This window comes from Flavobacterium sp. AK-301, from assembly GCF_058310215.1.
The window spans coordinates 51,971-75,387 of the sequence record NZ_JBZEES010000005.1; the positions used below are offsets into that span (position 1 = coordinate 51,971).

The following is a 23,417-nucleotide window of genomic DNA, read 5'->3' on the forward strand; positions in this document are numbered from 1 at the left end:
TTCAACACGATTATGATTAATATTGTTTTATTTGGAAAGCCAGGAGCAGGAAAAGGAACTCAAGCAGAATTTTTAAAAGAAAAATATAATTTGACCCATATTTCAACCGGAGACGTATTTCGTTTTAATTTAAAAAATGATACTGAACTGGGAAAACAAGCCAAAATTTATATGGATAATGGCGATTTGGTTCCGGATCAGCTAACTATAAAAATGTTACAGGATGAGGTAGAGAAGCATCCGAATACTAACGGGTTTTTATTTGATGGTTTTCCAAGAACATTAGCGCAGGCAAGAGCATTAGATACCTTTCTGGAATCAAAAGGATGGAAAGTTACGGCCACAGTTGCTTTAGAAGCGGATGATGAAGTATTAGTTCAGAGATTACTGGAAAGAGGTAAGACCAGCGGAAGAGCAGACGATCAGGATGAGGTAAAGATCAGAAATCGTTATGAAGAATATAATGAGAAAACAGCTCCTTTAATAGAGTATTACCAGAATAAAGATATATTTCATTCCGTAAATGGTATAGGTTCTATTAATGAAATTACAGAACGTTTAAGTACTGTTATAGAAAGTCTATATATACAAAAATAGAGAAGCAGATTTTAATTAAATTATGGAAATTACGGTTGTTTTATTTTTAATAGTATTAAAAGGTGTTTTTTCCATGTCCGAAGTTGCTTTTATTTCGGTTAAAAAGAATAGATCAGAAAAAGGGAATTCAAAAATAAAAATAGGTTCAGAATCTGCAACTACTTCAGGTCGGTTTCTTTCGGCATTGCAGATAGGGACTACTTTGGTTTTGATTCTTATAGGTGTTTTTTGCAGTACTATTTTAATTCAGGAAACGGCTGTTTTTATTGCTCAGAATGAAGTTTTACTTCCTTATGCAGAATCGGTTGCTTTAGTGATTGTTGTTCTTGCAGTTACATTTCTTACATTGGTTTTTGGAGAGTTGTTGCCTAAAAGGATTGGTTCTACTTATCCCGAAGTTATTTGTAAACTGGTAGTTACACCCTTAAAATATCTTTCAATAGCAGCAATTCCTTTTATTTGGATACTTACTCAGATTACAGATTTATTATTAAAAGTTTGCAGAGTAAAACCTTTGGCTGAAGTAAAAATAACAGAAGAAGAGATTAAGGCAATTATAAAAGAAGGAACAGAGGACGGAGAAGTTCAGGAAATCGAACAGAATATTGTTGAGCGTGTGTTCCATATTGGCGATAGAAAAGTAAATTCGTTAATGACACATAGAAAATCAGTTATTTCCTTACCTTTGAATGCCGATAAAGAAAAGATAAAAGAATTGGTATTTAATGATTTACATTCTGCTTATCCCGTTTATGATGAAAACCACGATGATATTGTAGGTGTTGTTAGATTAAGACACCTCTTTGCCAAGTTTGAAAAAGAAGATTTTAATCTGAAATCAATCCTTACAGAAACGCCCTTTATTATGGAGCATACTTCTGTTTATAAAGCTCTGGAAGACTTTAAGAAAAGTCATGTCCATTATGCTTTGGTTTCAGATGAATACGGGATTTTTCAGGGGATTATTACACTAAATGATATTCTAGAGGCCTTAGTAGGTAATGCTTCTGATTTTTATGAAGAAGATTTTCAGTTAGTCGAAAGAGAAGATGGAACATGGTTGGTAGACGGACACTATTCATTGCATGATTTTCTGATCTTTTTTGGTTTAGGAGATATGATTAGTGAGTATGATGTGATAACAGTCAGCGGGCTGATTATGACTGAACTTTCACATATACCGGATGAAGGAGAAAAACTGATTTGGAAAGATTACGAACTTGAAGTGATTGATATGGATGGAGTAAAGATTGATAAAGTTATAGTTAGAGCAATCCGGTAAACTCTCAGAATAGAACAGAATAAAATAAAATAAAAGAAGGCAGATGAAGTAACGTAAATTGAAAAATAATTTCAATATGCTGTTAAATAGCTCAGAGTACTATTCTTAAAACAGAAAAGATGACAGAAGGGAATTTTGTAGATTATGTAAAAATATATGTTTCTTCCGGTAAAGGAGGGAAGGGTTCTACTCACCTGCACAGAGAGAAATTCATTGAAAAAGGAGGTCCTGACGGAGGAGACGGAGGACGCGGAGGACATGTGTATTTAGTAGGTAACAAAGGATTATGGACGTTGTTTCATTTAAAATTTGCCAGACATATCAAAGCCGGTCACGGAGGAGATGGTTCAGGAGGAAGAAGTACAGGTGCTGATGGAGAAGATAAATATATCGAAGTGCCGTTAGGAACCGTTGTGCGTGATAAAGAAACAAATGAGATTCTTTTTGAAATTACAGAAAACGGAGAGCAAAGAATAGTTGCCAAAGGAGGAAAAGGAGGATTAGGGAATTGGCATTTTCGATCATCAACCAATCAGACGCCACGTTATTCCCAGCCTGGTTTACCTTCAGAAGAACTGGATATTGTTTTAGAGTTAAAAGTGTTGGCAGATGTTGGTTTAGTAGGATTTCCTAATGCAGGAAAATCGACATTACTTTCTGTTTTGACTTCAGCAAAACCAAAAATAGCGGATTACCCTTTTACTACATTAAAACCAAATTTAGGAATTGTTGCCTATCGTGATTTTCAATCTTTTATAATTGCTGATATTCCCGGTATTATAGAAGGAGCAGCAGAAGGAAAAGGATTAGGGCATTATTTTTTACGTCATATAGAACGTAATTCTACTTTATTGTTTCTGATTCCTGCAGATGCGCCGGACATCAGAGAAGAGTACAATATTCTTATCAATGAGCTGACGAAGTATAATCCGGAAATGCTCGATAAAGAACGTATTGTTGTAGTTTCAAAATGTGATATGCTGGATGATGAACTGAGAGTGGAATTAAAAGCGGAATTAGATCAAACTTTTAAAGGAGTACCTTATTTATTTATTTCCTCTGTAGCGCAACAAGGTTTACAGGAATTAAAAGATAAATTATGGCAGATGCTTAATCAGGAAGTAAAATAACGTATTTACATAAAAGTGATTATAAAAAAAGGTGTTTCAAATCTGAAACACCTTTTTTGTTTTATTTTGTCTGTGAACTGGTTTAGTTTAAAGAAGGAATTCTTAAAACCTGACCCGGATAGATTTTATCAGGATGCGTTAACATAGGTTTGTTTGCTTCAAAAATAATAGTATACTTATTTGGATTAGCATAAAATTGTTTAGAGATTTTAGATAAGTTGTCTCCTTTTACTACAGTGTAGTACTGTGCTTCTGGAGCAGCTACTTCAATAACAGTCATTTGACTTTCTACCTGATCTACACCAGTAACGTTACCGATAGCTAAAAGTATTTTTTCAGCATCTTCCTGTTTATTTACTTCACCTTCAACTAAAACATTATCACCTTTTAAAGTGATTTTGATTCTTACGAAAGGTAAGCCCAAAGCTTTAACATGAGCAAGTAAAGCATCTGCTTTTAATACCGCTTTTTCTTCAACCGGAGCAGCTTCTTCTTTTTTACCAAATAATTTTTCTCCTGCGTCTTTTACAAATGAAAATATTCCCATGATTTTTTAATTTTAATTAATAATAATTAGATTACAAATAATATGCCAAGTTATATTAATAAGAAGTCTTTATTAATCAGAAATAAAGGTACCCTAAAATAGAATACCTTTATCTTTTTTTATCAAAAATTTAAAATAGATTGGGATTTATTTAAAAACGTAAATTTTTGATTGCATTAAACTCTGTTGAAGCTACTTTAAACTGGGCTTTTACTTTATTTTTAACCCCTTGTGTTGTTTCAAGCATTTTTCCAAAATTTTCTTTTCGTTTATCCGTTAATGCTTTGAACTCTTCATGTTTTTGTTTTGCAAGATCGTTTATTTCCTGTATCTCATTAATAAGAGTCTGAAGCGTTTCCGTTTTGATTTCTAAGCTGGATGGATCATATTTTGTTTTGAACTCTTTTAAGAGTTTAAGAATACCAGAAAAGTTTTGTAATTGCTCATCATATTCTTTTTCAGAACGATGGAGTATATCCGTAGTATCACTTGTTTTAACCATAGTAGGTCTTTCTTCTCTTATTTTTTTCACTAAAGTGTTTACATTAGTGTATTCAGTACTTTCTGCTCCTTTACTTTCCAGTAGATATGCATTGATTAACGCAATACTTCTTATAAGTGAAGTAGGACTATTTGAAAAAGCATTTTTACGTCTTTGAAGAGCTTGGTTGAATTCCTGCTGTTTTACAGAATATTCTTCCTGTGCTTTTGTTAATTCATCAATAATGATGCGCAAGCTCCCTGTAGTAAATTCATTTTCTTCCGGTTTATAATCAGCAAGAGAAGTAACGTGCTCATGTAATTGTTCCGCATGAGATAATTTTTCCAATAACGAAGTTTGTGATAAAATTGCCATTTTTTTATAATTTATTGATTCATAACCTCTAAAGATAGCCCGAATAAAAGGAGATAGCAAATATTTGATGTTTTTGGCTTGTAAAAGCAGAGAAAATATCTGAAATACTATTTTTTGTTATAATGAAAGTAAGTTCATTGCTTTTTGAAATAGATATAGAATGTTTTTGTTTTTCATGGAGAAATAAAAATTAAAGTTAAAAATATACTTGTTTTTTTAGATTAGTATCACTTTATTTTATGCTATTCTTAAAATGAATTATATTCGCATAACAAAAATTAATTCATTCAGGTTTATGAAAAAAATTATTTTATTCTTAACAATGTCTCTGACGGTCATTCCGATGAAAGCCGATGAAGGGATGTGGTTTTTGATGTTTATCGAAAGATTGAACCATAGAGATATGGAGAAAATGGGCTTACAGTTAACAGCTGAAGAGATATACAGCGTTAATCATTCAAGTCTGAAAGACGCAATTGTTCAGTTTAACGGGGGTTGTACAGCAGAGATCGTTTCAAAAGAAGGTCTTGTTTTTACAAATCATCACTGTGGATATAGCGCTATTGCAGAACTATCGACACCAGAGGCAGATTATCTAAAGAATGGTTTTTGGGCTTCTAATAAGAAAGAAGAACTAAAGCCTAAAAAACTATCTGTTCGCTTCTTTGTAAGAATGGATGATGTTTCTAAGAGAATTTTAGGGAAGGTTAATGATAAAATGACCGAGGCAGAAAGAGAAAAAGCAATCAATCAGGAAATTGCTTTGATTGAGAAAGAAAATAATGAAGGAGGAAAATACACCGTATCCGTTCGTCCTTTCTTTAATGGAAATGAATATTATTATTTTGTTTACCAGGATTATAATGATGTACGTTTAGTAGGTACGCCTCCTAATAGTATCGGTAAATTTGGAGGAGATACAGATAACTGGGAATGGCCACGTCATACAGGTGATTTCTCTATCTTCAGAGTGTATACAGATGCAAAGGGAAACCCTGCTGAATATTCTCCAAATAATATTCCTTTAAAACCAAAGCACTATCTACCGGTTAGTTTAAAAGGTTTTGAAGAAAATGATTTTGCTATGATTCTGGGTTATCCCGGAAGAACAAACCGCTGGATGCCGGCAGGAGGAATAGAGCAAAACGTAAAATATGCCTATCCTGCATGGGTTGAAGCTTCAAAAGTAGGGATGGACCAGATGAAAAAACATATGGATCAGTCAGACAAAATACGACTTGATTATGCTTCGAAATATGCTTCAGTTGCTAATTATTGGAAAAATCGTCAGGGTATGATCGATGCTTTAACGCAACATCAGACTGCTAAAGCAAAAAAAGCCAATGAAGCGAAGTTCAACAAATGGGCAAACAAAAAAGCAAATAAAGAAAAGTATGGTAATGTAATAGCAACAATAGATAACTATTATGCTAAAACCAATGAAAAAGCGCGCCATGATAATTATCTGACCGGTTTATTGCGAAGCAGTACTTTTGCAGCTCTTCCATACCGATTAGGAAGTATGGCGAATGAATATGCTAAATTAGGAGAAGCAAGAAAAGCTATGGTATCTTCACAAATACAGTCTGAAATTACGGATATGTATGATGGAACAGATACAGCAACTGAAAAAGATATATTAATAGCAGAATTAAATCTATATGCAGCTAAAGCAACCGGAGCAGGTTTAGCTCCTTATATTGCTGAACTGGCAAAATCGAATAATGGAGATTTTACCTCTGTTGTAAATGATGCATTTGATAAAAGTATTTTTACTTCAAAAGAAAAATTTGAAGAGTATCTTAAAAACTCAAATGGAGTAACAGTAGAAAATGATCCGTTATATAAACTGTCTTCAAGTTTACTAAACAGATATAGAGAGAAAACCGAAGATCAGGTTCAGCTTGATAATGATTTCCAGAGATCATTCAGATTATTAGTAGAAGGAATGCGTATTGCAAATCCAACTACAAAATATTATCCTGATGCAAACAGTACATTACGTTTGTCTTATGGGAAAGTAATTTCATTGCCGACAGATAAAAGAAATGACGCCAAAGTAAATTATTATACTACTTTACAAGGTACAATTGCGAAATACAAACCCAATGATGAAGAGTTTGATCTACCTAAAAAACTGATTGAATTGAATGATAAAAAAGACTTTGGGCAGTATGCAGATAAAAATGGTTATATGCCGGTAAACTTCCTTACAGATAATGATATTACCGGAGGTAACTCAGGATCTCCCGTAATTAATGGAAAAGGAGAGCTAATCGGTTTGGCTTTTGATGGTAATATTGAAGCTATGGCAGGAGATGTGATCTTTGATCCGGAATTACAACGTACTATAAATGTAGATATTCGTTATGTGTTATTTATCATTGATAAATATGCAGGAGCTACAAATATTATAGATGAGTTGACTATCGTTAAGTAACAGCGAAAGAAAAGATTTAATCGGTTCGGAAACCTGTGCTAAGCAATTAGTACAGGTTTTTTAATATGAAGCCTTAACAACCTGTTTCGTTTTGCAGATAGTTTTATGATGATAATTGTCATATCCTGTTTATCAGGATTATTTTATATTTATAGTGATTAATAAATAGACCACACAACAAGTAATTATGTTAGATAACAAAATTTTTAGAATACTTTTTGATTTTTGTGGCACTATAACACGTCGTGAATACTGGGCTGGGCTGATACTTCTATTGATGATAACATCAGCCAGTTTGATCGGAATGGTTTCCAGTTTGTTTAGTAGTGTATTAAGTGGAAAGCACAGCTCGGAAGCACTTTTGTTTTCCGTTCATTTTGGAGGAGCATTAAACATGCTTCAACCGGAATTTATTCCCTATGTTTTTATACTTCTGTTTGGTTCATTTGTTATTACAATAAAACGATGTAGAACATTAGGTCATCATACATATACAGGGTGGATATTGGGACTGTTTACCTATTTACTGTTTGCAGCATTGCGTACATTGCCTTATATAGGAGTGGTGATTTCTGATTTAACAGGTTACTCCTCGTTAAGAGGAGAGGGAATACGTCCTGTAATGTTGTATTTAGCAGGTGTTCTGGCTCTTTTTATTATACTGGGTATCATACTGATCATCGTTCTTTCTCAGAAAGTAGAGCCGGATGACACTGTTGTAATCTCAAAAAGATATGATCCTTTCAGGTATATATTTGATTTGTGGAAGCTGATCGTTGTTTATGTAGTTATAGGGGTTATTGTGGTGATATGGTCTCTGCTTTTGTCAAGAAATGACCTGTATGTTATTGGACAATTAGCAATGATACAGGCATTTCTTCTCTTTGTCTATTTATGTATTTATATTGCTATAACCATACGAAGAGCACTGGATGCTGGTGTTAATATAATAACTTTTTTAAGTATTCTTTTTGTTTATATAATGACTACAGGAGGAATGGTCTATTTTGTTAAAGAGTCTATTTCTTATAATTCTATTGTGTTATATGCTTTTATACCACAGTTTTATTACTGGCTGGTAAACATTATAACTGTATTGGGATTTGTGTTGTTAGCATTACCAAGCAAAGAAGTTCAGGTAACAGAAGCCTAAGTTGTTTGTTTTACTATTTTGTATGTGAAAACCTTAGCATTATTAAGCTGAGGTTTCTCTAGTTTTATTTAATCATAAACAACTATTTCATTCTAACTAAGAGAGTATGAGCGTTCTGATTTAATGTAGACCTGAAATCAGTGGAATAATTTCTGTGCTGCAAATGTTAAAGTAGTTTGATTTTTTTTTAAATAGCTAATATTTCATAACGCACTGTTTTTCAGTGTATTTATGGGGTTTGTTTTTTAATAAGATTGATGATTTAATATTATCAGGTGTTAAAAAAAATAAATTCTTTTTTGTTTTTATAAGATAAGATTGTAAATTGACTCAAATGTAAGTTGATTCAAATTATAGTATAAAATAAAAGTAAGTTATGAGGAAAATTAAAGAAATAGTGAAATCAAGTAAATTTTCTAAATTTGGTTTTGGTGCTGTAGTTATGTTGTTTGTAATGCTGATTAGTTCTTGTAGCTCTACAAATAAATATAATGCTGAGCAGATAAGTTATAATCATGTTTCTTCCCCTGGGGAAAAAACATATAAGAAATTAGCAAAAGGATATGCTAAAATAATAAAAGATAGAACCCCGATTGATTTAATCGCTGATTCTGCTATTGTTATCCCAAACAGATGGTATGCTACAGTGAATTTTAATATGCGGAAACCTGATTTTATTATGCTTCATCATACAGCGCAGGATTCCTGTTCACAAACATTAGAAACATTTTCTTCAGAAAAGAAACAGGTTAGTAGCCATTATTTGGTTTGTAAAGAAGGTAATGTTTATACATTATGTAATGATTATTTAAGGACATGGCATGCAGGATCGGGAAAGTGGGGTAATGTTGTTGATATGAATTCTTCTTCTATTGGTATAGAAATAGATAATAACGGATCAGAACCTTTTACAGAAGGTCAAATAAAAAGTCTTATTGTTTTGTTGGACAGTTTACAAAAGAAATATAAAATTGCCAGAGCAAATATTATTGCACATAGTGATTTCGCTCCGAAAAGAAAAGAAGATCCAAGTGTTTATTTTCCTTGGGATAGACTTGCAGAACATAAATTTGGTTATTGGAGAGACGAAGTTTTACTTCCCCCACCTTCAGATTTCAATTTTATGCATGCATTAAAAATGATTGGATATGATATTAGTGATGAAGCAGCGGCTATAGTAGCTTTTAAAAGACATTTTGTGCAAAAAGATATTAGTGCAATCATAACACAGTATGATAAAGAGGTGGCATATAATATTTGGAAAAAAATTATGGAATCACCTCTTTGATTTTTTATAAAGTCTAATGTATGATAAACCTATCTTGTTTTACAAAAGGAAGATAAGACAGGTTTATTTTATTTTAAAGAACCATCTCATTCCGACTAAGAAAGTATTAGTGTCCTGATTTGGTATAGAGCTTAAATCAGCACAGTAATTTCGGTTACTGTAAATATAAACAGCATGAAATCGCAGGTCTTTTAATGCTTTTTCTTTAAATGGATAATATTCCAGAGCTCCCTGAATACCTATATTTTCATAGAATCCATTTATCTGTTTACTTTCTCTCTTATCCCAGACTCCTTTTAGCTGAGGTACAAAAGAACCAATATTGTACTTTAGGTTTATGGCTAAGGAACGATTCTTTACAGGCTCTATTTCTGTATTGGGAAGTACTTCTACATTTCTGTCTCCCATATACCAGTCAATTTCAGTTGTAAAATTCTTGATATTAATCTGAGTTCCTGTTGTTAGCCAGTTATATGTTTTTTTAGCATCATATTGATAAGCTGCCAGTCCATATCTTGTTTTGATAACCCCGTTAAATAAACTTCCTTCCCATAAAAGAAGTCCTGCAAAAGCTTTATCGAAGTATTTTTCCGCAGTAAATTGAGGTGAATCAGAGTTGATTACCTGAAAATTAAAAGTTTGGTTTCCTATTTTATAAGCTGTATTTATACCGGTTTTATAAGCGTCTATATCAGTATTTATTAAACTGGATAAATAAACGTCTGCAAAATTGTAGAAGATTTCAAATGTTCCGAGTTGAGCCCATTGTTTTCCTATTCTGAAAGACCATTTTTCTCCGGCATCAAGTTCTATAAAAGCAAAATCCGTTGCCGGGCCGTAATTGTCCCTCAATGCAACCGGAGAGCTATTTAGTCTTTGGCGAATCAGATAGCGAACTCCGGGATATACCTCTCCTGAGAATACAAGTTTTGCAGTATGACCTTCAAATAAAGATTTTTCTGTTTTTCCATTAATAGCGGTAGTGTTAAGATCAATTCGGGTATCGAAATAAATATTTAGTATTTTATCGTTTTCAAATACCTTTTCCAATATTCTTTTAAAGGTGTCATCAGAGGATTCCTCTGTAAATAAAGTCGAGGTATGAGTTTCTGCTATTTGTGCAGAAAACTTTAAGCTGCATAATAGTAATAGAGATAGTATCTTTGTTTTCATAAGTAATTAATTTTGTCCGTTTTAATATTTATCAGGAGATAATAAGTCTGAATCTTAAGAATTTTAAAGATAACTTTTTCAATAATATATGCTACTATTGTTTAGATTTTTAATAAAAATTAAAAAAACAGATTGTTTCTTTAGGTATATTGTATTATTATAAGGAAATAATAGAAATAATATTTTATTTGTGCTATTTGTGTAGATGAAATAATTGTTTGCTTTGTATCGTGGTTTGATTCTCAGGCGTGTAAAAAAAGCATATAGAGACAAAATACTACAAATTTATGTTAACAATAGTTAATTTTTGTAGAAATAAAGCGGTGTTCTGAATACCAATAAAAATGAAAATATTAGAATTGATCTGTGAAGAGAAGTAAAAGCAAATTACTTAACTTTAACCCATTATTTCTAATCTGGTGAATAATTTAATTTCATGAAAAAACTGACCTGTCTTTTTTTTGTTTTCTTAGTTGTTGTCAGTTGTGGAAAAACAAGTGAGCCACCAATGGTTTCGTTTTATTACTGGAAAACGGTTTTTAAACTGACAGCATCCGAAAAGCAGATACTGAAAGAAAATAAAGTTAGCCGGATTTACATTCGATATTTTGATGTAGATGTGCTTTCAAAAACGAATCAACCTTATCCGCTAAGCCCTATTTTATTTCAAGATTCTTTAAAGGATATAGAAGTTGTTCCGGTGGTTTATATTAAAAATGAAGTGTTTATACTGAAAGATATTGATCTTGAAGAAACAGCTCATAATATTTATAATTATATCAGTCAGATCAATAAAAAGAATAGTCTTGTCAGTAAAGAGATTCAGATTGATTGTGACTGGACGTTGCAGACCAGAGATGTTTATCTGAAGTTTATAGAGGTCTTTAAAAGAATAAGTAATAAACAATTATCTGCAACAATTCGGCTTCATCAGATAAAATATTATAAAAAAACTAAGATCCCCAATGTAGACAGAGGAGTACTGATGTATTATAATATGGGAAAAATTGCCCCGGATTCTCTGAACTCTATTTATGACCGAAGGATAGCGGAGAGTTATATTGAAAGTTTGAAAACTTATCCATTACCATTAGATATTGCATTACCTGTTTATTCCTGGGCAATTCATATTCGGAATAATAAAGTTATTGATCTGATTAGTAAAATGGACGTTGCTGATTTTCAGAAAGATAATAATTTTGTTGAAACGAAAGTTCACTTTTTTAAAGTGAAAAACAATACAATCAGAAACGGGAAGTATTTCAAAACAAATGATGTTTTTAAGATAGAAGCAATTACCGAAAAGGATTTGTTAGAAATGGCATCAGATTTGAAAAAACATCTTAAAGAGACACCACAAGAGATTATTTTTTATGACCTCGATACATTCAATTTTAAAGAATATAACAATGACAAATCTTTTTTTCAAAAAATCATTAGCCGCTTTTAGTTTATTGGGAGCAGTAACCTATGGAGTAGTATCTGCTTGCGGTGGTGGAGATTGGGGATGGTGGGATGGTAATTCCAGTTTTTCTCCTGAATCATATGTAGATAAATCCTATTCTCCTTTGTTTTTCTCACAAGGTGAAGTATTCTATGGAGTAGGGTTTGATACCAAGCATAACTCCAGATTTAATGAAGATATCGTTAAAGATTGGGGTAGTTATTTGAAAAATAAGATCAATGTAGCGGATTTAGAATATTTCTTACTAGATAATAAGGCAGAAGCAGATCTTTCAGAGTTGTATAAAGCTTCCGTTAGTAAAAAAGAAGTTTCGAAATGGAAAAATAAATTAGATATTAAAGACGCTAAAGTAAAGGAGTTCTTTACTTTTATGAATTATGGAAAGCAGGTCGAAACAAGTTCCGTTTCTCAGTATGATTATTGGGATTATGAAAATAGAGAAAGATCTTATCTTAGCGCAGATTTGGCTAAGTCACTTGAAAAAAAATATAATGCTACAAAAGATTCGTTTCTGAAGAACCGATATTGGTTTCAGACAATGAAAGCCTATTTCTATGGGGACAATTCAGCAGAAACAATATCTTTTTTTGAAAGAACAAAAGAGAAAGAACCTAAGAATATTCTGTATTACAGAGCTTTGTCCTATGTAGCAGGAATTCATTATCAGAACAAAGATTATACAGTGGCTAATTATTTATACAGTGTGGTTTTTGATAAGTGTCCTGAAATGAGAGTCGTAACCGTTTATAATTTCCATCCTCAGAATCAGACCGATTTTAATGCCTCTCTGCAAATGACAAAAGATAATAATGAGAAAGCAGCACTCTGGGCGTTGTTGGGATATTATGCTGATGAGCGTACAGCAATTAAAGAAATCTTTAAAATCGACCCGAAGAATCCCCATTTAGATTATTTACTGACTCGATTAATCAATAAAGAAGAATCCCGTTTAGCAAATATTTCTTTTACAGATGCTGCAAAGTACAGAGAAGATATTAAAAAAGAACTCGATAAAGAAAGTTATGCTTTAGTGAGTTCCATTGCAAAAAGTCAGAAAACTGCAAAACCGTATTTATGGAATATTGCAGCAGGTTATCTTGAAACCTATAATGGGAACTTCAAAGTAGCAGCAGATTATTTTAAAACATCAGAAGGTCAGATTCCAAATACAGTATTAGCAAAAAATCAATTGCGTTTATTAAAACTGATTAATACCATTAGTGAGCTGGATGTCATTGATACTAAGAATGAGCAAAAACTGCTTCCGGAATTAGAGTGGCTTTATTTCACATTACCTAAAGATAGTAGTGTAGAAGTGTCTCAATTTAGATATTATAAAGCAAGTGCTTGGTCAAAAGAATATTTAGCATCATTGTATAAAGCAAAAAAGAATGATGTTTTCTCTGAGCTGTTCAACAGAAACAATAGTTTTTATACCAATTCAAAACAATTGGAGAGTATGAAAACCTTTCTGGCTGAAAAAGATAAAACAGCCTGGGAACAGCTGGCACAAAATATCTATAATGTTACTCTGGGAGATATTTATGAGTTTCAGGCAATTACCAGCACCTATAATAATAAAATAGAAGAAGCTATTGCTTTTATGGAAAAAGCAGAAAAATCAAAAGATATAGAATTATACGGAAATCCGTTTAATGGAAGTGTTAAAGATTGTCATGACTGTGATCATCAGGCTCCTCAACGTATAAAATATTCTAAACTCAATTTTCTGATAAAAGTAAAAGAGATGCAGGAAAAAGTAAATAGTGGAGAAGATGTATATAATAATAATATACTTTTAGGAAATGCTTTTTACAATATTACCCATTATGGCAATGCCCGTGTTTTTTATGAAGCAAATATTATGGCAGAGAACTCTTCATCACCTTATGTGTCAGAGTACAATCAGAAGATACTCCTGAACTGTTCCATTGCAGATATGTATTATAAAAAAGCCTTTGATGCAGCCACTACAGCAGAACAAAAAGCAAAATGTTCCTATATGAGAGCAAAGTGTGAACGTAATGAATTTTATAATAGTCAGAATTATAGCGGATATGATTATTCAGGAAACAGAACCCTCTTTAAAGCATGGGAAGGTTTCAAAAAATTAGAAAAAGAATACAGTAACACAAGATATTATCAACAAGTAATTAACGAATGTGGTTATTTTAGAAAATATCTCAAACAGCAATAGAAATTAAATTTTTAGAGGAAAGAATCAAGAAACAAGAGAATGTAACGTTTTACATAAAGCATTTCACCTCTTGCAAAGAACTATCAACTATCAATTAAAAATTATCAACTAAAAAAGAATAATAAGGAATGCACATACATTTTATAGCAATTGGTGGCAGTGCGATGCACAATTTAGCACTAGCATTGTATCAGAAAGGATATCAGGTTACAGGTAGTGATGACGCTGTTTTTGAACCTTCAAAATCAAGATTAGAAGCAAAAGGATTGTTGCCCGAAGCAATGGGATGGTTTCCGGAGAAAATAATAAAAAATATAGAAGCCGTTATTCTTGGGATGCATGCTAAAGCTGATAATCCTGAATTATTAAAAGCACAGGAGTTAGGATTGAAAATTTATTCTTATCCGGAGTTTTTGTATGAACAGTCCAAAAGAAAAACTCGTGTTGTTATAGGTGGTTCCCATGGAAAAACAACTATTACCTCAATGGTACTTCATGTGATGCAATATTGTGATATTGAAGTAGATTATATGGTAGGAGCGCAGCTAGAAGGATTTGATACTATGGTGCATTTAACTGAGGAGAATGACTTTATTGTTCTCGAAGGAGATGAATATTTATCATCTCCGATGGACAAAAGACCAAAATTCCATTTATATCAGCCTACCATCGCTTTAATAAGTGGAATTGCCTGGGATCATATTAATGTTTTTCCAACTTATGAGAATTATGTAGAGCAGTTCGAAATCTTTATCAGTAAAATTACCAATGGAGGCGTATTAGTATATAATGAAGAAGATCCCGAAGTAAAAAGAATTGTTGAAGTAGCAACCAGTCCAATTCGTAAACTGCCTTATTCCACACCGGAATATACTATTGTGAATGGCATAACCTATTTGACAACTCCCGATGGAGCCATGCCGATAGAAGTTTTTGGAAAACATAACTTAAATAATCTTGCAGGAGCAAAATGGCTTTGTCAGATTATGGGAGTAGATGAAGCTGATTTTTATGAAGCAATTGCCACTTTTAAAGGGGCTTCCAAACGATTGGAGAAAATAGCCGAAAGCAAAAATAAAGTAGCCTATAAAGATTTTGCACATTCACCAAGTAAAGTAAAAGCAACAACAGAAGCAGTTAAAGAACAATATCCTGACAGAAAATTGATTGCCTGTTTAGAATTGCATACTTACAGTAGTCTGAATGCTGAGTTTTTAAAAGAGTATGAAGGAGCTCTGAATGCAGCAGATGTTGCAGTTGTTTTCTATTCACCGGATGCAGTTAAAATAAAACAACTTGAAGAAGTAACCCAACAACAAATAGCAACTGCTTTTAACAGAGAAGATCTTATTATTTATATCAATCCTGCAGATTTTAAAGAATATCTATTCCATCTGGATATGGACGATTCCGTTTTATTATTGATGAGTTCCGGAAACTATGGTGGGCTAAATTTTGATGAAGTAAAAAAAATAATTAGTTAAAACACTCTTATTAAGAATTATCCGGTTGTTTTTCTGCAATTAGAATTATAAATGATCTTATAGTGATATAAGGTCATTTTTTTATTCTAGTGATGAAAGTGTATTTTTAATCATTTTTTAACTATAAGTAAATCTTTTTGTTTTTACTAATGCTTATTTGTTGTTTGTTTAATGTAATATTGTCAACTTGTGGTAAATTATTTTAAATATGAGTAAAGAAAAATCCTTTCCAATCCGTGAATGGTCAAGAGATGACAGGCCCAGAGAAAAATTACAAGAGAAAGGAAGAATAACGCTAAGTAACGCAGAACTGATCGCCATTCTTATTGGGTCAGGAAATAAAAATGAATCAGCTGTAGCATTAAGTAAAAGAATATTAGCTAGTTCAGGGAATAATCTTAATGCGATGGGAAAACTTTCCATTAAACAGCTTACAGCATTTTATGGAATTGGAGAAGCAAAAGCGATAACGATAATTGCAGCATTAGAATTAGGACAGAGAAAACGTATAGAAGAAACAATATTGTTAGAAGGAGCTTCTTCCAGTAAATCTATTTTTGAAATGATGCAGCCTGTGATTGGAGAATTGCCTCATGAAGAATTCTGGATTATTTATTTAAACAACTCCAATAAGGTTCTCAGTAAATCTTTATTAAGCAAAGGAAGCATAACAGGAACTTTAGTAGACGTTCGATTAGTGTTAAAAACAGCTTTAGAAAACGGAGCAGTTAACTTAATATTAAGTCATAATCACCCTTCGGGTACATTATATCCGAGTGAATCAGATATTCAGATTACAAAAAAACTAAAATCGGCAGCAGAAAGTCTGGATATCCGAGTTTTGGATCATATTATTGTTACAGATAAATCTTATTATAGCTTCGCTGACGAAGGTATAATGTAGGAAAATCCATTAACGGAATTTTAACAAAAAAAGATCTTCTAATTAATTATCTTACAACTCTTTTTTACATCAGAAAGATTTAAATAATTGTTGTCATGATCAGAGCTGAAAACATCTTTTTTTCTTATACGGAAGATGTCACTTTTAACTTTCCTAATATTACCTGCGATAGAGGAGAAACATTACTTATTATAGGAGGTTCAGGAAAAGGGAAAACAACTTTACTGCATTTACTGGGAGGGTTATTACGACCTCAGAAGGGAGAAATAAAAATAGGGAAAACTCATTTAGAAAGTCTTTCAGAAAAAGATCTGGATCGTTACAGAGGAAAGAATATCGGATTAGTATTGCAACAATCTCATTTCATCTCATCATTAAGTGTTTTGGAAAATGTATATTTAGCCTCCTGGTTTGCCAGGCGTAAAAAAGATATTACAAAAGCAAAAGATCTTTTAAAGCAACTGGATATGGAAGATCAGATGTATAAGTTGCCCTCTCATTTAAGTATAGGACAACAGCAGAGAGTTTCCATAGCCCGAGCTTTAATTAATGATCCGAAGTTACTGTTAGCAGATGAACCAACTTCAAGTTTAGATGATGAAAATGCTTTTAAAGTAGCCGATATGCTGACAGATTTGTCTAAAAAATTTGGAACGGCATTAATTATTGTTACACACGATCAAAGACTTAAGGACCGTTTTGCTAACCATATCGAATTATTATGATTGCTAGAATAGCCTGGAAAAACATACTGTATAAACCGCTTAATACTATATTAAGCGTGATTCTGTTAACAGCAAGTGTAGCTATAATTTCATTATTAATCCTGTTACAGGATCAGCTCGAGAGAAAATTTTTAGAGAATGTAGAAGGAGTTGATCTGGTTTTAGGTGCTCTGGGAAGTCCTTTACAATTAATTCTGTCTTCCGTTTATCAAATTGATGCTCCAACCGGTAATATCAATTATGGAGAAGCACAGATATGGATGAAACACCCTTTCGTTAAATCCGCTATTCCATTAGTCTTTGGAGATAATTATAAAGGATATAAAATTGTAGGTACCAATTCCGATTATATAGAAAAATATCAGGCAGTATTTGCACAGGGTAATGTTTTTGAAAATGATTTTGAAGTTGCCTTAGGGAATTCAGTTGCAAAAAAATTAAAATTAAAAGTAGGAGATTGTTTTTATGGTTCTCATGGTAACGGAGGAGAAGGAGATTGTGTGCATGAAGAATACGCATATGTAGTAAAAGGTATTCTGACGCCCACAGGAAGAGTTATTGATAATCTTATCTTAAGTAATATTCCAAGTGTGTGGTCAATACACAAACATGATCATAAATCCACAACTCCTTTAGAACATAGTTATAAAATAGATGAGACTTCACTTGAAGGAATGCAGATAACCGCAGTATTGATTCAGTTTAAAAATAAAACGGGAATTATTCAGTGGCCACGGTTAATTGCACAAAACACAAAAATGCAGGTAGTATCTCCTGTAATTGAAATTAATAGATTGTTTTCTCTTTTTGGAATAGGTTTACAGGCTTTACAGTATTTAGCCTATGGAATTATGTTCATTTCAGGGATTAGTATATTTATTACTTTATTTAATACCCTAAAAGAACGTAAATATGAATTTGCTTTATTAAGAATAGAAGGAGCAAGCCGCATACAGTTGTTAGGTTTAGTTTTGTTTGAAAGTGTTTTACTTTGTATCGTAGGATTCGTTTTAGGTACGATTATTGGTAGAATAGCATTGTGCTTTATCTCTAGTTCAACCGAAGAACAGTATAAATTTGTTTTTAATCCATTTGTTTTTATATGGGATAAAGAAGGCTATTTGTTTATTGTAACCATATTTGTGGGAGTTCTGGCGGCATTAATTCCGGCAGTTAAAGCATATAAATTAAATATTTCAAAAACATTAACCAATGCATAGAGTAGATCAGTATGTTACACTTGAAGGAACGTTGAGGTTGAGAGTCAAATATAGATGGCTAGATCTATCATATAGAAGATGCAGTAATAATCAAATAAAAATAATATGAAAGGACAGAAACAAATTATAACAGATGTTTTTTTTGATCTTGATCATACTTTATGGGATTTTGAAAGAAATTCAGCTTTAACCTTTGAAGTTGTTTTAAAAAAACAACAGATAAACGTTAATATTCAGGATTTTTTAGGATTCTATAAACCAATTAATTTTGATTACTGGAAATTATTTAGAGAAGAGCAGATTTCCGCAGAACAGTTGCGATATGGTAGATTAAGAGATACGTTTAATCTGTTGAATTATACTGTTTCAGATGAGGTTATTTCTATCGTATCAAAAGAATATCTGGAGCAGTTGCCACAGTTTAATAATCTGTTTGATGGAGCTATTGAGATACTGGAATATTTAAAAACAAAATATCGTTTACATATTATTACCAACGGGTTTCATCAGGCACAAAACGCAAAAATCCAAAATTCAGCTATTAAATCATATTTTCAGACGATTACCGATTCAGATCTGGCAGGCGTTAAAAAACCGAATCCGGCTATTTTTCAATATGCGTTGAATATAGCAAATGCAGATGCGGCTAATAGTATTATGATCGGGGACTGTATTGATTCAGATGTTTATGGAGCACTGAACTGTGGAATAGATGCTATTTACTTTAATGAAGAGCATAAAGAAGTTTCTGAAAATATTAAAAAGGTCAGTCATTTATTAGATTTAAAAAATTATCTTTAAGAACTATAACTACTTAATTTACTTTATATGAAAAAATATATTCTGTTTCTGTTTTTATTTGTTTCAACATTAGGTATTGCACAGACTGTTAATGATTATAAATATATTATTGTTCCGGATAAGTTTGATTTTTTTAAAGAAGCGAACAAATATGATCTGAATTCTTTGGCTGAATTCTTATTTGCTAAGTACGGATTTCAGACTGTAATGTCTAATCAGGATTTCCCGGTAGATTTGGCAAATAACAGATGTAATGCTTTGTTGGCAAATGTAGAAGAAGTAAAAGGTTTTCTGGTTACAAAATTAAAGGTGACTTTAAAAGATTGTTCCGGAAAAGTACTGTTTGAAGGAACAGAAGGAAAGAGCAAGGAGAAAGATTTTAAAAAAGCTTATACAGAAGCTTTAAGGAATGCTTTTAAACCGGTAGAAGCATTGCATTATGCTTATAATGGAAAGGAAGTTGGAACGTCTGTTCCAGCAACTAAATTAACTCCCACAGTACAAGTAAATACTAGAGTGTCGTTAACAGAATTGGTTCCTGCCGTGAAAGTAAATGAAAATTATTTATTTGCTCAACCTATAAATAACGGATATCAGTTAGTGGATACTACCCCAAAAGTAGTTTTAAAAATATATAAGACCACTCAACCGGATTATTATATAGCTGTGGGTGATCAGTATCAGGGAATTTTATATAAAAAAGAAGATAAATGGTTACTCGAATATTATAAAAATGATAAACTGATTGTTGAATCAGTACCAATCAAATTCTAATAAAAAAAGGGAAATCATTTGATTTCCCCTTTTTTATTGTATTATTTTTCTTTTAAAGTATTGTTTCTCAGTTCTTCAAAGTCTCTGGATTTGAAGAACATAGTTATTTTAGATCTGAGTGCTGTGACTGAAAATTTTTATTACAATATCGTAAATCTCTTTCTTCTTTCCTCTTTTCTCTAAAATATCGTAAATTGTATATTAATAGTTATATTTTTCTTTCCAGCGATTTTTAAGGAATTCACGCGTACTATTTTCCCTTGCATTGTTGCCCGGTTCATATAAAGAGGTGTTTTTTACAATATCCGGCAAAAATTCCTGTTCAGTGAAATTATTAGCATAATCATGAGCATATTTATATTCATCACCATACCCCAGTTCTTTCATCAGCTTTGTGGGTGCATTACGTAAATGTATCGGGACAGGTAGATCTCCCGTTTGTTTTACCAGTTGTTGTGCCTTTCCTATTGCCAGATAGCTCGCATTGCTTTTTGGAGACGTAGCCAGATAAATAGCACACTGACTTAAAATGATTCTGGATTCCGGGTAACCAATCGTTGTTACAGCCTGAAACGTATTATTAGCCATGATTAGAGCTGTTGGGTTTGCATTTCCAATATCCTCAGAAGAAAGTATAAGCATACGTCTGGCAATAAATTTAACATCTTCACCACCTTCAATCATTCTTGCTAACCAGTAAACTGCCCCGTTGGGATCACTTCCTCTTATTGATTTTATAAAAGCAGATACAATATCATAATGCTGTTCACCCGTTTTGTCATACAAAACCGTGTTTTGTTGTACCAGATCAAATACTCTCTGATTAGTAATTGTGATCGTATCTTCATTAGAAGCATTAATGACCAGTTCAAATATATTCAGTAATTTTCTTCCATCACCACCCGAAAGACGTATCAGAGCTTCCGTTTCTTTCAATTCTATTTTTTTACTCTTTAAAAATTCATCCTTAGTCATCGCACGTTGTAAAAGAGCTTCCAGATCTCCCTTTGTAAAAGGATTTAAAATATAAACCTGGCAACGTGACAATAATGCAGGTATTACTTCAAAACTCGGATTTTCCGTTGTTGCCCCAATTAAAGTTACCCAGCCTTTTTCTACAGCTCCTAATAAAGAATCTTGTTGTGATTTGCTGAAACGATGAATTTCATCAATAAACAGAATAGGGTTTTTTGTAGTAAAGAGACCACCGCTTTGTTTTGCTTTTTCAATGACATCACGAACATCTTTTACCCCGGAATTGATCGCACTCAGGATATAAAACGGACGTTTTGATTCCTGAGCTATAATCTGTGCCAGAGTGGTTTTACCTGTTCCCGGAGGTCCCCATAAGATTAGTGACGGAATAATACTTTTTGCAATTTGCTGAGTCAAAGAACCGTTAGGTCCCACCAGATGTTCCTGGCTCACATAGTCAGCTAATTGTTCCGGTCTGATTCTTTCTGCTAATGGTGCTTTCATAACTACAAAAATACAGATTTTATCAATAACTAAAGACGTGTTGTCCTACTTCCTGACTTCCGAAGGGGATTGGATCGGTTTCATTCGTGACAAGATGTTTCTGCCAAAATAGCATTGATTTTAAATTGGATACGTTTTTGATATTTATTTCATAACAATTATTTTTATTTCTGTGTTGTTATAAGAAATAAACTAAAACAGAAGGAATTCCAATATAGAAAGCTAAAATAATGCAGGAAAATAAAGAATTAGAATTTACACCATCCGTAATTGCTTTACCGCTTTTTTTTGTTATGGCATTATGGATCGTTTTCTGGATTGAAGTTCGCTTTAACTTACATCTTACAGAATACGGAATTTATCCCAGAACCTTTTCAGGTCTGAGAGGGATTGTTTTCAGTCCTTTTTTACACGGAGACATTAAACATTTGTATAATAATTCTATTCCGTTGTTATTCCTGTTAGGAATACTTCGTTATTTTTTTAAAAAAGAATCTCTTCAGATCGTAATTTATGGAATTCTGTTATCCGGTTTTCTGACCTGGCTTATCGGAAGACCTTCTTATCATATAGGAGCCAGTGGTTTGTTCTATGTTCTCGTAAGTTTTGTTTTCTTCAAAGGAATGATGATTAAACATTATCAGTTAATGGCATTGTCGCTTATTATAGTATTTCTTTATGGTGGACTAATCTGGTATGCATTTCCCAATCCAACTGTAGAAGATGGAGTTTCATGGGAAGGACATTTGTCGGGATTTATTACAGGATTTGTTTTAGCAGCAGTTTATAAAACAACAGCTTATAAGAAATTAATAAAATATGATTGGGAACATCCTGATTTTAATCCACAGTTAGATCCTTTCATGCGTCATTTTGATGAGGATGGTAATTTTATTCAGTTCCCAGAGCAAACGTCAACAGGAGAAGAAGAAGTAATTTATAATTTAGTAGAAAAGAAAGAAGAAAAGGATTTGTAGCTTCTTGTTTTTTAAAAATTTTCAAAATTTTGAAGGTTTTGGTACGATTTAGATAAAGGTTATGCTTTGACAGAGATGTTTAAAATACTGAATAAAATGTATATAATAGAAGTTGTTAGGAGAAAATTTATTGTATATTTGTACAACATATATGTAGTTTACATATGTGTTATAATATTAAATCAATAGAAATATTATGGGAGGAGACGCTTAATATAAGAAAAAAATGTAGTTTTGTGTAAACTACATTTTATGAGTAATTATAATTTTACTACAACACTTAATGCTTTATTTTCAGGAAAATTTGCTTTTTTCGCTTCTTTAGCTTCAATTTTAGGTTTAATAACATTGTTTATCGCGGAGAGTTGGGCTATATTAATAGCGTTATGTTTCTTTTGTATAATGCTTTTGGTTTTCACTTCTTATCTTGTTTATGTACTTTACAAGAATTTACTCATAAAAAAAATGAACTATGAAAATAGGTCAACTTTTATAAAGTATGAAACTTTAGATGAGAAGCAAATTATCTATGAAACGTATAAGTTAATCCAAGTAAAAGTACCCGTTCTTACAGAAACAGACTATAATTTTAAATGGACCGGAACTCATTTACCAAAAATAACTTCCGATTTACAAGAAGTTATAGATATTGTTGATGAAAAAGATCCAACAAAATATGACAGAGCATTATTGAGGTTTAAAAAACCAATTTATTACAATCAAAATTTAGTTTTACATTTTAAAGCAAGACTTGATGATGTAGATCAACAATCAAAACCTCATGTAGAAACTAGAGTAACAACAGAAGTTGATATAATACATTATCGAATCATACTTAAAAATAAACCCTTAGAGTATACTCAAAATGCAATTTTAGAGAGAATGTTGTATCAATTCAAATTTAAGTCCTTCCTTTGAAAAAATA

General features: G+C 32.2%; 20 protein-coding genes. 16 read left to right on the forward strand and 4 right to left on the reverse strand.

Going from position 1 to position 23,417, the window contains the following annotated elements:
* The first annotated feature begins 12 nt into the window (after positions 1–12).
* The 3 genes from AC4FQX_RS09365 to obgE all read left to right on the forward strand — a co-directional run bounded on the left by AC4FQX_RS09365 (position 13) and on the right by obgE (position 3,009).
* Positions 13–597 (forward strand): adenylate kinase, encoded by a 585-nt coding sequence (locus tag AC4FQX_RS09365; protein WP_491167427.1) that lies wholly within the window; start codon positions 13–15, stop codon positions 595–597.
* A 22-nt stretch (positions 598–619) separates the two neighbouring features.
* Positions 620–1,879 carry a hemolysin family protein gene (locus tag AC4FQX_RS09370; protein WP_491167428.1) on the forward strand — a complete coding sequence of 420 codons (1,260 nt, stop codon included), beginning with the start codon at positions 620–622 and terminating at the stop codon, positions 1,877–1,879.
* 119 nt (positions 1,880–1,998) lie between these two features.
* Positions 1,999–3,009 (forward strand): GTPase ObgE, encoded by a 1,011-nt coding sequence (gene obgE / locus AC4FQX_RS09375; protein ID WP_491167429.1) that lies wholly within the window; start codon positions 1,999–2,001, stop codon positions 3,007–3,009.
* 82 nt (positions 3,010–3,091) lie between these two features.
* Here obgE and lysM read toward each other — a convergent pair whose 3' ends face one another.
* Entirely contained in the window at positions 3,092–3,556 is a 465-nt protein-coding gene (gene lysM / locus AC4FQX_RS09380; RefSeq protein WP_491167430.1) for a peptidoglycan-binding protein LysM, read from the reverse strand.
* Positions 3,557–3,707: 151 nt separating this feature from the next.
* On the reverse strand, positions 3,708–4,412 hold the full coding sequence (locus AC4FQX_RS09385; RefSeq protein ID WP_491167431.1) for a hypothetical protein: 705 nt from the start codon (positions 4,410–4,412) through the stop codon (positions 3,708–3,710).
* Positions 4,413–4,707: 295 nt separating this feature from the next.
* Here AC4FQX_RS09385 and AC4FQX_RS09390 point away from each other — a divergent pair, with 295 nt between their 5' ends.
* The 3 genes from AC4FQX_RS09390 to AC4FQX_RS09400 all read left to right on the forward strand — a co-directional run bounded on the left by AC4FQX_RS09390 (position 4,708) and on the right by AC4FQX_RS09400 (position 9,293).
* Positions 4,708–6,852, forward strand: a complete 2,145-nt coding sequence (locus AC4FQX_RS09390; RefSeq protein WP_491167432.1) for a S46 family peptidase — start codon at positions 4,708–4,710, stop codon at positions 6,850–6,852.
* A 187-nt stretch (positions 6,853–7,039) separates the two neighbouring features.
* On the forward strand, positions 7,040–8,005 hold the full coding sequence (locus tag AC4FQX_RS09395) for a hypothetical protein (protein ID WP_491167433.1): 966 nt from the start codon (positions 7,040–7,042) through the stop codon (positions 8,003–8,005).
* Positions 8,006–8,381: 376 nt separating this feature from the next.
* Entirely contained in the window at positions 8,382–9,293 is a 912-nt protein-coding gene (locus AC4FQX_RS09400; protein ID WP_491167434.1) for an N-acetylmuramoyl-L-alanine amidase, read from the forward strand.
* Between the two features lie 63 nt (positions 9,294–9,356).
* Here AC4FQX_RS09400 and AC4FQX_RS09405 read toward each other — a convergent pair whose 3' ends face one another.
* A complete protein-coding gene (locus tag AC4FQX_RS09405; RefSeq protein WP_491167435.1) occupies positions 9,357–10,466 on the reverse strand; it encodes a porin family protein in 1,110 nt (369 codons plus the stop codon).
* A 436-nt stretch (positions 10,467–10,902) separates the two neighbouring features.
* Between AC4FQX_RS09405 and AC4FQX_RS09410 the strand changes: the two genes are divergently transcribed.
* From AC4FQX_RS09410 to AC4FQX_RS09445, 8 genes are all read left to right on the forward strand, one after another.
* Complete coding sequence (locus AC4FQX_RS09410; RefSeq protein WP_491167436.1) at positions 10,903–11,916, forward strand: hypothetical protein; 1,014 nt, start codon at positions 10,903–10,905, stop codon at positions 11,914–11,916.
* On the forward strand, positions 11,876–14,128 hold the full coding sequence (locus AC4FQX_RS09415; RefSeq protein WP_491167437.1) for a hypothetical protein: 2,253 nt from the start codon (positions 11,876–11,878) through the stop codon (positions 14,126–14,128). The genes AC4FQX_RS09410 and AC4FQX_RS09415 overlap by 41 nt, the downstream gene beginning before the upstream one ends.
* A 128-nt stretch (positions 14,129–14,256) precedes the next feature.
* Positions 14,257–15,612 carry a UDP-N-acetylmuramate--L-alanine ligase gene (locus AC4FQX_RS09420; RefSeq protein WP_491167438.1) on the forward strand — a complete coding sequence of 452 codons (1,356 nt, stop codon included), beginning with the start codon at positions 14,257–14,259 and terminating at the stop codon, positions 15,610–15,612.
* A 208-nt stretch (positions 15,613–15,820) separates the two neighbouring features.
* A complete protein-coding gene (radC, locus tag AC4FQX_RS09425; protein WP_491167439.1) occupies positions 15,821–16,516 on the forward strand; it encodes a RadC family protein in 696 nt (231 codons plus the stop codon).
* Positions 16,517–16,611: 95 nt separating this feature from the next.
* The gene (locus AC4FQX_RS09430) at positions 16,612–17,241 is read left to right on the forward strand and encodes an ABC transporter ATP-binding protein (protein ID WP_491167440.1); all 630 of its coding nucleotides are present in this window, start codon (positions 16,612–16,614) and stop codon (positions 17,239–17,241) included.
* Positions 17,238–18,461, forward strand: a complete 1,224-nt coding sequence (locus tag AC4FQX_RS09435; RefSeq protein ID WP_491167441.1) for an ABC transporter permease — start codon at positions 17,238–17,240, stop codon at positions 18,459–18,461. Before AC4FQX_RS09430 ends, AC4FQX_RS09435 begins: the two co-directional genes overlap by 4 nt.
* A 105-nt stretch (positions 18,462–18,566) precedes the next feature.
* The gene (locus tag AC4FQX_RS09440) at positions 18,567–19,262 is read left to right on the forward strand and encodes a YjjG family noncanonical pyrimidine nucleotidase (protein ID WP_491167442.1); all 696 of its coding nucleotides are present in this window, start codon (positions 18,567–18,569) and stop codon (positions 19,260–19,262) included.
* Positions 19,263–19,289: 27 nt separating this feature from the next.
* Positions 19,290–20,036 (forward strand): hypothetical protein, encoded by a 747-nt coding sequence (locus AC4FQX_RS09445; protein ID WP_491167443.1) that lies wholly within the window; start codon positions 19,290–19,292, stop codon positions 20,034–20,036.
* A gap of 201 nt (positions 20,037–20,237) precedes the next feature.
* Here the strand turns inward: AC4FQX_RS09445 and AC4FQX_RS09450 are convergent, their stop codons facing one another.
* Positions 20,238–21,515 carry a replication-associated recombination protein A gene (locus AC4FQX_RS09450; protein ID WP_491167444.1) on the reverse strand — a complete coding sequence of 426 codons (1,278 nt, stop codon included), beginning with the start codon at positions 21,513–21,515 and terminating at the stop codon, positions 20,238–20,240.
* 230 nt (positions 21,516–21,745) lie between these two features.
* On the opposite strand from AC4FQX_RS09450, the gene AC4FQX_RS09455 reads away from it, so the two are divergent.
* Both AC4FQX_RS09455 and AC4FQX_RS09460 read left to right on the forward strand, forming a co-directional pair.
* On the forward strand, positions 21,746–22,492 hold the full coding sequence (locus tag AC4FQX_RS09455; protein ID WP_491167445.1) for a rhomboid family intramembrane serine protease: 747 nt from the start codon (positions 21,746–21,748) through the stop codon (positions 22,490–22,492).
* Between the two features lie 252 nt (positions 22,493–22,744).
* Complete coding sequence (locus AC4FQX_RS09460) at positions 22,745–23,410, forward strand: hypothetical protein (protein WP_491167446.1); 666 nt, start codon at positions 22,745–22,747, stop codon at positions 23,408–23,410.
* Positions 23,411–23,417: the final 7 nt, after the last annotated feature.

Coding starts and splice junctions, on each gene's coding strand:
- AC4FQX_RS09365 (WP_491167427.1), top strand. CDS start 13: ATGATTAATATTGTTTTATTTGGAAAGCCAGGAGCAGGAAAAGGAACT.
- AC4FQX_RS09370 (WP_491167428.1), top strand. CDS start 620: ATGGAAATTACGGTTGTTTTATTTTTAATAGTATTAAAAGGTGTTTTT.
- obgE (WP_491167429.1), top strand. CDS start 1,999: ATGACAGAAGGGAATTTTGTAGATTATGTAAAAATATATGTTTCTTCC.
- lysM (WP_491167430.1), bottom strand. CDS start 3,556: ATGGGAATATTTTCATTTGTAAAAGACGCAGGAGAAAAATTATTTGGT.
- AC4FQX_RS09385 (WP_491167431.1), bottom strand. CDS start 4,412: ATGGCAATTTTATCACAAACTTCGTTATTGGAAAAATTATCTCATGCG.
- AC4FQX_RS09390 (WP_491167432.1), top strand. CDS start 4,708: ATGAAAAAAATTATTTTATTCTTAACAATGTCTCTGACGGTCATTCCG.
- AC4FQX_RS09395 (WP_491167433.1), top strand. CDS start 7,040: ATGTTAGATAACAAAATTTTTAGAATACTTTTTGATTTTTGTGGCACT.
- AC4FQX_RS09400 (WP_491167434.1), top strand. CDS start 8,382: ATGAGGAAAATTAAAGAAATAGTGAAATCAAGTAAATTTTCTAAATTT.
- AC4FQX_RS09405 (WP_491167435.1), bottom strand. CDS start 10,466: ATGAAAACAAAGATACTATCTCTATTACTATTATGCAGCTTAAAGTTT.
- AC4FQX_RS09410 (WP_491167436.1), top strand. CDS start 10,903: ATGAAAAAACTGACCTGTCTTTTTTTTGTTTTCTTAGTTGTTGTCAGT.
- AC4FQX_RS09415 (WP_491167437.1), top strand. CDS start 11,876: ATGACAAATCTTTTTTTCAAAAAATCATTAGCCGCTTTTAGTTTATTG.
- AC4FQX_RS09420 (WP_491167438.1), top strand. CDS start 14,257: ATGCACATACATTTTATAGCAATTGGTGGCAGTGCGATGCACAATTTA.
- radC (WP_491167439.1), top strand. CDS start 15,821: ATGAGTAAAGAAAAATCCTTTCCAATCCGTGAATGGTCAAGAGATGAC.
- AC4FQX_RS09430 (WP_491167440.1), top strand. CDS start 16,612: ATGATCAGAGCTGAAAACATCTTTTTTTCTTATACGGAAGATGTCACT.
- AC4FQX_RS09435 (WP_491167441.1), top strand. CDS start 17,238: ATGATTGCTAGAATAGCCTGGAAAAACATACTGTATAAACCGCTTAAT.
- AC4FQX_RS09440 (WP_491167442.1), top strand. CDS start 18,567: ATGAAAGGACAGAAACAAATTATAACAGATGTTTTTTTTGATCTTGAT.
- AC4FQX_RS09445 (WP_491167443.1), top strand. CDS start 19,290: ATGAAAAAATATATTCTGTTTCTGTTTTTATTTGTTTCAACATTAGGT.
- AC4FQX_RS09450 (WP_491167444.1), bottom strand. CDS start 21,515: ATGAAAGCACCATTAGCAGAAAGAATCAGACCGGAACAATTAGCTGAC.
- AC4FQX_RS09455 (WP_491167445.1), top strand. CDS start 21,746: ATGCAGGAAAATAAAGAATTAGAATTTACACCATCCGTAATTGCTTTA.
- AC4FQX_RS09460 (WP_491167446.1), top strand. CDS start 22,745: ATGAGTAATTATAATTTTACTACAACACTTAATGCTTTATTTTCAGGA.